Origin of the sequence: Protofrankia sp. Cr2 (assembly GCF_963555885.1) — a bacterium.
GTDB lineage: Bacteria > Actinomycetota > Actinomycetes > Frankiales > Frankiaceae > Protofrankia.
Genome location: NZ_CAUVXG010000068.1, coordinates 14103 through 23896, shown reverse-complemented (window position 1 = coordinate 23896; position 9794 = coordinate 14103). Strand labels below are relative to the sequence as shown.

Here is a 9794-nt window from a genome sequence, read left to right as displayed (position 1 = left end):
GGGACGCGCCATCCTCGCCGTTCGCGGCACCGACGATTTCCTTACCCAAGGGCGGTGGCGCGGTACGGGGGATCGGGGAGAAGTTCGCCGCGAACCCGGTGACGGGCACCGGCTCGTTGACGATTCCGCTGCCGGTGAGCCCGGGACGGTCAGGGTTCGGCCCGTCGCTGGCGCTGTCCTACGACTCGGGCGCGGCGCAGGGACCGTTCGGCCTGGGTTGGACCCTGGGCCTGCCCTCGGTTACCCGGAAAACCGACAAGGGGCTTCCCACCTACGACGATGCCACGGAATCCGATGTTTTCCTGCTGTCCGGCGCCGAGGACCTCGTTCCGATCCTCGACACGAAGGACGTCCCGGCGAGCCGGCTGCGCACCGTGGACGGGACCGCCTACCGGATCGTCCGCTACCGGCCGCGGATCGAGGGCTTGCACGCCCGGATCGAGCGGTGGACCGCGGTCGACGGCGCGAAGGCCGGGCAGACGCATTGGCGGTCGATCTCCCGGGACAACATCACCACGGTGTACGGCAAGGACGACAACTCCCGCATCGCCGACCCGGCTGACACCGTCCACCGGGTCTTCAGCTGGCTGATCTGCGAGTCCTACGACGCCAAGGGCAATGCGATCGCCTACCGCTATGCCGAGGAGGACTCTCGCGACGTCGACCGGACGGCCGCGCACGAGCGGCACCGCACGCAGCCCGGCCCGCTGCCGAACCGGTACCTGAAGGCGGTCCGGTATGGCAATCGCGTCAGCCGACTCATCCAGCCGGTCATACCGGACGGCGGGTGGCTGTTCGAGCTGGTCTTCGACTACGGCGAGCACGATCAGAAGGCGCCGACGGCATTGGACGCCGGTGTCTGGCCGTGCCGCAACGACCCGTTCTCCAGCTACCGGCCCGGTTTCGAGGTCCGCACCTACCGCCTGTGCCAGCGGGTGCTGATGTTCCACCACTTCCCGGACGAGCCCGCGGTCGGCCGCGACTGTCTGGTGCGGTCGATGTCGCTGACCTACCAGCAGAACCGGCCGCCCGCCGAGGACCACCACGACGACAAGCGTGGGCATCCGGCCGGGGCGCTGCTCGCTTCGGTCACGGTGGCCGGGCATCGCCGCGACGGCGTCGGTGGGTACGCACCTCCGACGGTGCTGCCGCCGCTGGAGCTGACCTACAGCAGCGCGAAGGTCGGCGGCGAGGTCCACGAGATCGACGCTGACAGTCTGGCCAACCTGCCCGTCGGGCTGGACGGGACGGCCTACCAGTGGGTCGACCTCGACGGCGAGTCGATCTCCGGAATGCTGACCGAGCAGGCCGGCGCCTGGTTCTACACCGCCAACCGCGGCGACGGCCGGTTCGCGCCGACGCGGACCCTGCCGACGCAGCCGTCCACCCCGCTCGGGGGCGGGCGTACCCAGCTGCTCGACCTGGCCGGCGACGGCCAGCTCGACCTGGTCTCCTTCGACGGCCCGCTGCCCGGGTTCTTCGAGCGCACCACCGACCTGCCCGACGGGCACGGCGAACGCGGCCAGGACGGTTGGGCGCCGCACCGGACGATCCGGTCGCTGCCGGCGCTGGACTGGGCCGACCCCAACCTGCGGTTCGTCGACCTGGGCGGCGACGGGCACGCCGACGTGCTGCTCACCTGCGACGACAGCCTGGTCTGGTACCCGTCGCTGGGCGAGGACGGCTTCGGCCCAGCGATCCGCGTGTCGATGCCTGCCGACGACGCCGCCGGCCCCCGGCTGGTGTTCGCCGACGGCACCGGGTCGATCTACCTGGCGGACATGTCCGGCGACGGCCTGGCCGACCTGGTCCGGGTCCGCAACGGCGAGGTCTGCTACTGGCCGAACCTGGGCTACGGCCGGTTCGGCGCGCAGGTCGTCATGGACGACTCCCCGCTGTTCGACCGCGCCGAGCTGTTCGACCAGCGCCGGCTGCGGCTCGCCGACGTCGACGGCACCGGGCCGACGGACCTGGTGTATCTGGGCGCCGCCGGGGTCGACCTGTACCGCAACCAGATGGGCAACAGCTGGACGCCGCCGGCACGGATACCGGCGTTCCCGCCGGTCGACGACGTGACGTCGGTGTCGGTGGTCGACCTGCTGGGACGGGGCACCGCGTGCCTGGTGTGGTCGTCACCGCTGCCCGGCGACGCTCGCCGGCAGGTGCGCTACGTCGACCTGATGGGCGACAAGCCCCACCTGCTCGTCGGGGTCCGGAACAACCTGGGCGCCGAGACGGCCGTGCACTACACGACATCGACCGCCTTCTACCTGGCCGACCAGGCCGCCGGCCGCCCGTGGGTCACCCGGCTGCCGTTCCCGGTACACGTGGTCGAGAAGGTCGAGACGTTCGACCGGGTCAACCGGAACCGGTTCGTCACCCGCTACGCCTACCACCACGGCTACTTCGACGGGCACGAGCGGGAGTTCCGCGGCTTCGGGATGGTCGAGCAGTTCGACACCGAGCACCTGGCCGCACTGCGGCGCAACACCACCTTCCCGGTCGGCGACAACGAGGGCGCGGCGACGCACCTGCCGCCGGTGCTGACCAGGACCTGGTTCCACACCGGCGCCTACGTCGACCGGCAACGGCTCTCCGCGCTGTTCGCCGACGAGTACTACCCGCCGCCGGAGCACCCGCTGCCCGCCGCCGCGGGCTGGCAGCTCCCCGACACGGTGCTCGACCCGGGCCTGTTCCCGGCGGGTCTGTCCCTCGCGGACGAGCGGGAGGCGTGCCGGGCTTTGAAGGGCCAGCTGCTGCGCCAGGAGGTGTACGCGCTGGACGGCACCGACCGGGAGCCGCACCCGTACACGGTCGTCGAGCACAGCTACACGGTCGTCCAGCCCGAACCGCGCCAATCCGCCGGCGGCGACGACCCGGACCGTTCCCGGCACGGGGTGTTCGCCGTGCAGCCGCGGGAGACCCTCACCGTCACCTGCGAGCGGGACCCGAGCGACCCGCGGATCGCCCACGAGGTCGTGCTCGAGGTCGACGACTACGGCACCGTCACGCACTCCGTCGCCCTGGCTTACCGCCGGGCGGCGCCGGCCCCGCCGCCGCACCCGCCGCGGCTCGCCCTGCCGGCCCGGACCGTGGCCGCGCAGTCGACCACGCTGGTCACCGAAACCCGGGTGGACGTCACGAACGTGGTCGACCGCGACGTCGACGACCCGCTCCTGGGCACCCCCCGCCCGGTGCCGGCCGAGTGGGACGCGTTCCGCGTGCCGGTCGGCTATGACAGCCGGACCTACCAGCTCACCTCGGCCGGCTTCGACGCCGCCACCGCGGTCATGGACCGCGCCACCCTGAACAAGGAACTCGAGAAACTGACCTCGCTCGACCGGCGGCTGCTCGACCGGGCGCGGACCCGGTTCCTGCGCGACGACCTGGCCAGCCCGCTGGACTGGGGGGCCCAGGATCCGCGCGGCCTGCCGCACGAGGCGTACCGGCTGGTGCTGACCCCGGAGATCCTTACCGCCGCGTACGGCACCCGGGTCAACGCCGCCATGCTCGCCGACGCCGGGTACGTCACCGACGGCGGCGAGTGGTGGGCACCGTCCGGCACCGTCCGCTACGCCCCAGCCGCGATCGCGGCCTCGGACGTCCACCGGCACGCGGCCGAGCACTTCTTCCAGCCGCGGCGGTTCGTCGACCCGTTCGCCGCGACCACCCACATCGAGTACGACGACTACGACCTGCTCTCGGTCGAGGTCGTCGACGCGGTCGGCAACCTGGTCACCGCCGGCGAGCGGAACGTCGACGACGCCCGCCTCGGGCTCAGCGTCGACTACCGGGTGCTGGCACCGACCCTGGTTACCGACCCGAACCGCAACCGGGTCGCGGTCGCCTACGACGCGCTCGGCCTGGTCGTCGCCACCGCGGTGATGGGCAAGCCGCAGGACGACACCGGTGACCGCGTCGACCCGACCACCGCGGACCTCGCCGGCGCTGTGGTGACGGCGTTCTGGGCCGACCCGCTCGGCCTCGGTCCGAACCCGGCGCCCGGGACGACCGCGCGGGAACTGCTCGGCGACGCGACGACCCGCGTGGTGTACGACCTGCACGCCTACCAGCGCACCGCCGCGACCGGTGACTTGCAGCCACCCGGAGCCGCCACGATCGCCCGCGAACAGCACGTCGCCGCGGCCTCGGCGGCCGGCGCCGGGCCGAGCCGGCTGCAGGTCGGCTTCGGCTACTCCGACGGGACCGGCCGGGAGATCCAACGCAAGGCCCAGGCCGAGCCCGGGCCACTCGTCGACGGCGGGCCGGTGGTGTCGCCGCGTTGGGTCGGCAGCGGCTGGACCGTCTACAACAACAAGGGCAAGCCGGTCCGCCAGTACGAGCCGTTCTTCACCGCCACCCACCGGTTCGAGTTCAAGGTCATCGTCGGCGTCAGCCCGGTGCTCTGCTACGACCCGCCCGGCCGCGTGGTCGCCACCCTGCACCCCGACCACACCTGGGACAAGGTCGTCGTCGGCGCCTGGCAGCAGGAAACCTGGGACGTCAACGACACCGCCGCGCTCCCCGACGCGGGCGGGCTACCGGCGGGCAACCCCGCCGACGACCCCGACATCGCCGTCCTCGCCCGCGTACTGCCCGAGGCCGACTACCTACCGACCTGGTACCAGCGGCGGACCGCCGCCCACCTACTCACCGCCTTCGGTGACCTCGCCGCGGCCGAGAACACCGCCGCAAGGCGCGCCGGCCAGCACGCGAGCACGCCCACCCTCGCCTGCCTCGACCCGCTCGGACGGCCGATCCTGACCGTCGCCCGCAACCGCACGCCGGGCAAGCTGGCGGCCGACCTGCCAGCGGACACCGAGCACCGCACCCACGTCCAGCTCGACATCAAAGGCAGCCAGCTCGCTGTCCGCGACTGCACCGACGCCACACCCGCACTGGTCGACGGCGGCTCCGACCGGCTCGTCGCCCGCTACACCTACGACCTGGCCGGCGCGCGGCTCGTCGACGAGAGCATGGAGGCCGGCACCCACCGCAGCCTCGCGGATGTCGCTGGGAAACCCGTTCACGCGTGGGACCCCGTCGAACGCCGGGTCACAACTGTTTACGACACCGCCCGGCGGCCGATCTCCGCCACCCTGCTCGACCCCGCGCCGCTGACCGGCGGGAAGAAGATCGTCGGACGCACCGTCTACGGCGAGGGCGCGCCCGACGCCGCCACGGACAACCTGCGCGGCAAGGTCTGGCAGGTCCGCGACGGCGCCGGGATCGTAATGTCCTCCTACGACGTCGCCGGCAACCCGACCAGCGTGACCCGGCAACTCACCCGCGGCTACCGCGACGTCGTGGACTGGACCGGCACGGTCGACCTGGAAACCGACGTGTGGACCACCTCAGCGGAGTTCGACGCGCTGGGCCGGCCGGAACTGCAGACGCTGCCCGACGGCACCGTGGTGCGGCCGGCGTACAACGAAGCCGGCCTGCTGGAGTCCGTCCAGGCGCGGCTCGCCGACGACACCGCCGACACGGTGTTCGTCGTCGACGTCGACTACGACGCCAAAGGCCAGCGGACCCGCGTCGAGCACGGCAACGGCGTGGTCACCGTGTACGACTACGACCGGGAAACCTTCCGGCTGCGGCACCTGAACACCGTCCGGCCGGCGTCGTTCACCGAGGACGAGCCGGTGCCGCCGGACCAGCGCCGCAGCGTGCAGGACCTGCGCTACGTCTACGACCCGACCGGCAACATCACCCACATCCGGGACGACGCCCAACCGCGGGCGTTCAACCTCAACGTCCTGATCGAGGCGAGCGGCGACTACGTCTACGACGCGCTGTACCGGCTGGTCGAAGCCCGGGGCCGCGAACACCTCGGAGTAGCGAACGGCCAGGAGCCCGCGACCAGCTGGAACGACGCCCCCCGGGCGAACCTGCCGAACGCCGCCGACCGGCAGGCGCTCGCCCGGTACGACGAGTACTACGACTACGACGCCGCCGGCAACATGACGAAGCTCGTCCACGAGGGCACTGCCCCCGGGCACCCCGGCTGGACCCGCACTTTCACCTGCAAGGAGTGGAGCCAGCTCGAACCACCGCTCGCGCCCGGTGAGTCCGCCCCGACCGCGCCGAACCGCGTCTACAGCAACCGGCTTTCGTCGACCCAAGTCGGCGCGGGCCTCCCCGAGGTCTATTCCTACGACGTCCACGGCAACATGCTGACCCTGCCGCCGATGGAGTTCCTGCGCTGGAACTACCTCAACCAGCTCACCGCCACGTCACGGCAGTCGGTAACCTCCGGCGTCCCGGAGACCACGTATTATGTTTACGACGGCACCGGCGAACGAATCCGCAAACTCACCGCCGGCTCGGCCGCGAGGGCAGGCGACGCGAAGCTCGTCAAAGAGCGGATCTACCTCGGCGCCTTCGAGATCTACCGCGAGTACGGCAACAACACCGGTGCCGTGGCCCTGGCCCGCACCACCGTCCACATCACTGACGGCACGCACCGCGTCGCGATGGTCGAAACCCGCACCGACGCGGGCGCCGCCACCGACCCGAACCCGCAACTCACCCGCTACCAGTACGCCAACCACCTCGGCTCCGCCACCGTCGAACTCGACCCCACCGCGATACTGATTTCGTATGAGGAGTACTACCCCTACGGCGGCACCGCCCTGTCCTTCACCCGCTCCGGCGCACCCCCCAAACGCTACCGCTACACCGCTAAGGAACGCGACGAAGAAACCGGCCTGAACTACCACAGTGCCCGCTACTATGCCCCCTGGCTCGCCCGTTGGCTGAGCTGTGATCCGTTAGGCTTTGCTGATGGGGTGAATTTATACACCTATGGTCGAGCCAACTCCCTCAACCGAGTGGATCCAATGGGAGCGAAAAGTAGGTACCCCGCCGACGCGCCGCTCGCGCCCAAGCCCGCACCAGCAGCCGCGACCGACACCCGGCCGTTGGCACCCGCCAGTTCGATCGGCCGCGGCTTCCTGAATGAGCAGTTGGCGAAGTACCAAAAATCTCTCCTTACGGACGTTACTGCATCGACGTCATTCGGGCGCGACCTGCGTTTCGGAATCGAGGTGAAGCCAGAGGCTGCGTTGTATGGACCGATCGAGTCACTTTCGAGGTACATGTTGTCGCCGAGTCAGCTCCGTAACCAGTGGGGTCAGTCAGTGGATGGCTACCGGATCGACCGAGAATCCTCGTTACGGATCAGCGGTAGTCCGATTTTCGTCGTGGTACCAGCGGCACGGGTGCGCTGGGATCCCGTTCTGTCGCTGGAGCTGGGAACGCGGACAAGCAATGCATCTGGTCGTATCGCACAGGTCGAGAACCAAACCGTCGGCTACGCCCGCATTGGAGTCGGCGAGCATGCGAGGCTTGAGTATTACAACGATCACCGATTCCTGTGGTGGCCGATGGGAGACGGTGGCGATCAAGGCAACACCGCTGGTGTCCGTATTACCGCCGAGAAGCTCAGCGCCCACCTCCTGCGGGCGGGAAACACCGAGTGGAGAATCGAGAGCGTCGGCGCCCACCTGCGCTTGGCCTCGGGCATTCCGGACCGGAAGAAAACGGTAAACACGGCTGGTCGAACGTTTTATCGGGACGTCGCTTTCGGCGAGATCTCCCAGGGTATTCTCTCCGCCAGTGTCACCGCCCGGAGTTCCACCGGGTGGGGTGTCACGCTCGAAGGGGGGTTGAACAGGGCTGGGATCCGTGATGTCGCTCAGAACCAACTCGTCCACCGCAATCTAGGTATCCCCGAATTCATGATCAGCCAACCTGACGAGGCATACGTTTCGCTAGGAATATCCAAACACTTCTAATCGAGAAGGACTATTGCCAGGACCGCGATTCCGCGCATGTATCTGAACATTCGCAGTTTAGAGTTTGGGGTGCGAGATCATGTCCGCAGGAGGCGCGCCGGATGCGGTCGCGGATGATCCTGAACAAGATCACCATCGCCAGCGCCGCTCACACGCTTGCGCAGTTCCAGCGGATGAGGAAGAGCGGCCTGAAGAAATATCCGGCTCCCTCTTTGTCGACGGACGCCGTTATCCAGCTCGCTACATTCAACGGATGTGCCGCAAGGGCCTTCCGGTCGACGTCGAGCTCACTGTTCGCGCGCTAGATGGACGAACTGACTGCCGCGTTGACCGCCACCCGGTCGGTCTCGGTTGCCTTTCCGATTCGTGTCGCTTCCGCCTCAGGAGGGAAAATAGTGAGTGACCTTGAGCTTGGGTTGAACTCTCGGGGGGATGATGTTCGGGCGCTGCAGGTGGATCTGCGGCGGTTCGGTGTTCTGGTGCCCGGGTTCGAGGTGAGCGAGGCGGTGTTCGGGGCGGGGACTCAGGCGGCCGTGCGGCAGTTGCAGGCGTCGGCCGGTCTGGAGCCGTCGGGGGTGTTCGACGCGCACGCTCGGGAGGCGCTGGACCAGGCACTGCGGGTGGCGCAGTACCCGACGCCGCGGGTGGAGGGGCGGCTGCTGACCGAGTGGGGCAGCCCTGCGGGATGGGCGACGATCAGGTTGTGCCGGGAGGCCCGCGACCACCTGCCGAGAGACCGCCCCGGGATTTGGAGCACCCGGCCCTGATCCCTGATCCTCCGACCACGAAGCGTTTACCGATAGTCAAGGAGTTGCACGATGATTCTCAGCGGTCGTAGCCCGAAGTCCGGGGCGCGGGGCGACGATGTCCGGTCGTTGCAGGCTCCTCGCATCGCGAGGCGGCGGACGACGTGAGGCTCGACGGTCCGCCTCTGGCCGAGGGGCGGGTGGGTTCTGATGTCGCGGTGTTGCACGCGGAGCTCAGCCGTCTGGGGTTGAACGATTTCGCAGACGATCTTCGTGGCGTCCGGTTCGGAGCGGCCACCCGTCGTGCCGTGATGCTTTTCCAGGAGGCTGCGGGGCTGGACACGACTGGCGTCGTCGATGTGCGTACCAGCGACGCTCTGAGCGCGGCCGTCGATCGGCGCCGGCCGCGTATGGTCCGCGGACAGGTGCAGACGCTCAACGGTGACCCGGTTCCCGGTGTTGTCGTCGGCGCGGTCGACCGCGGCATGAGCGGCGAGCGGCCACTGGGCGAGACCACCACCGATGCTCACGGTCGATACGAGATCGCATACGCGATGGTCGACGGCGCCGACGAAGCCAAGACCTCAGCCGACCTTGTGCTGCGGGTCCGGACAGCGGGCGGCGACCGGCTTGTCGAGTCGGCCGTCGTCTTCTCGGCGGATCGAGAAATCGCCGTCGACCTGCGACTACCTGATGACGAGCGGGCTCCGTCAGAGTTCGAACTGCTGCGGCTGCGGCTCGATGCCGCGCTCGGGTCCCGCTCGCTGCCCGACCTCACGGTAGCGGAGCTCGACTACCTTGCCGGGGTCACGAACATCCCGCGAGAGTCGCTGGTCCGGCTCGCGGCCAGCGAGCAGATCGGCTATGAGACCGGGCTGCCACCCGCGCTGTTCTACGGGCTTTCGCGGGACGACGCCCGGCCCGACATCGACGCCCTGCTCGCACGGGACGCGACGACGCTGCGGCACGCGCTGAACGCCGCGGTCCGCGATCGCGTCGTGCCCGCGTCGCTCGGCGCGGACGGCTCTACGCTCATCGACGACCAACTGACGGAGCTTCAGGTCGACGCGGTGGTGCGGGCGGCGCCCACGGGCGCGCCGGCCTCCCTGGGCGACCTGGTGGGCACGGTGGTGGCGGATGAGAGCCGGTGTCGCGCTTTCGGCCGGCTCGCCGTGGCTCACCGGGGGTCCGATGAACGACTCTGGGCGGCGTTGCGTGAGAACGCGGACTTCCCCGACGCCGGTGAGCG

Annotated in this window: 3 protein-coding genes; all 3 read left to right on the top strand. The window is 69.6% G+C overall.

Features of this window, described 5'->3' with window-relative positions; genetic code table 11:
- Window positions 1-35 precede the first annotated feature (35 nt).
- Window positions 36-7799, top strand: coding sequence for a SpvB/TcaC N-terminal domain-containing protein (locus U9978_RS21265; RefSeq protein WP_416211077.1), 7764 nt, complete (start codon window positions 36-38; stop codon window positions 7797-7799).
- Window positions 7800-8194: 395 nt separating this feature from the next.
- On the top strand, window positions 8195-8566 hold the full coding sequence (locus U9978_RS21260; RefSeq protein WP_322762910.1) for a peptidoglycan-binding domain-containing protein: 372 nt from the start codon (window positions 8195-8197) through the stop codon (window positions 8564-8566).
- A 179-nt stretch (window positions 8567-8745) separates the two neighbouring features.
- A partial coding sequence (locus U9978_RS21255) for a peptidoglycan-binding domain-containing protein (protein WP_322762909.1) occupies window positions 8746-9794 on the top strand: 1049 nt, incomplete at its 3' end.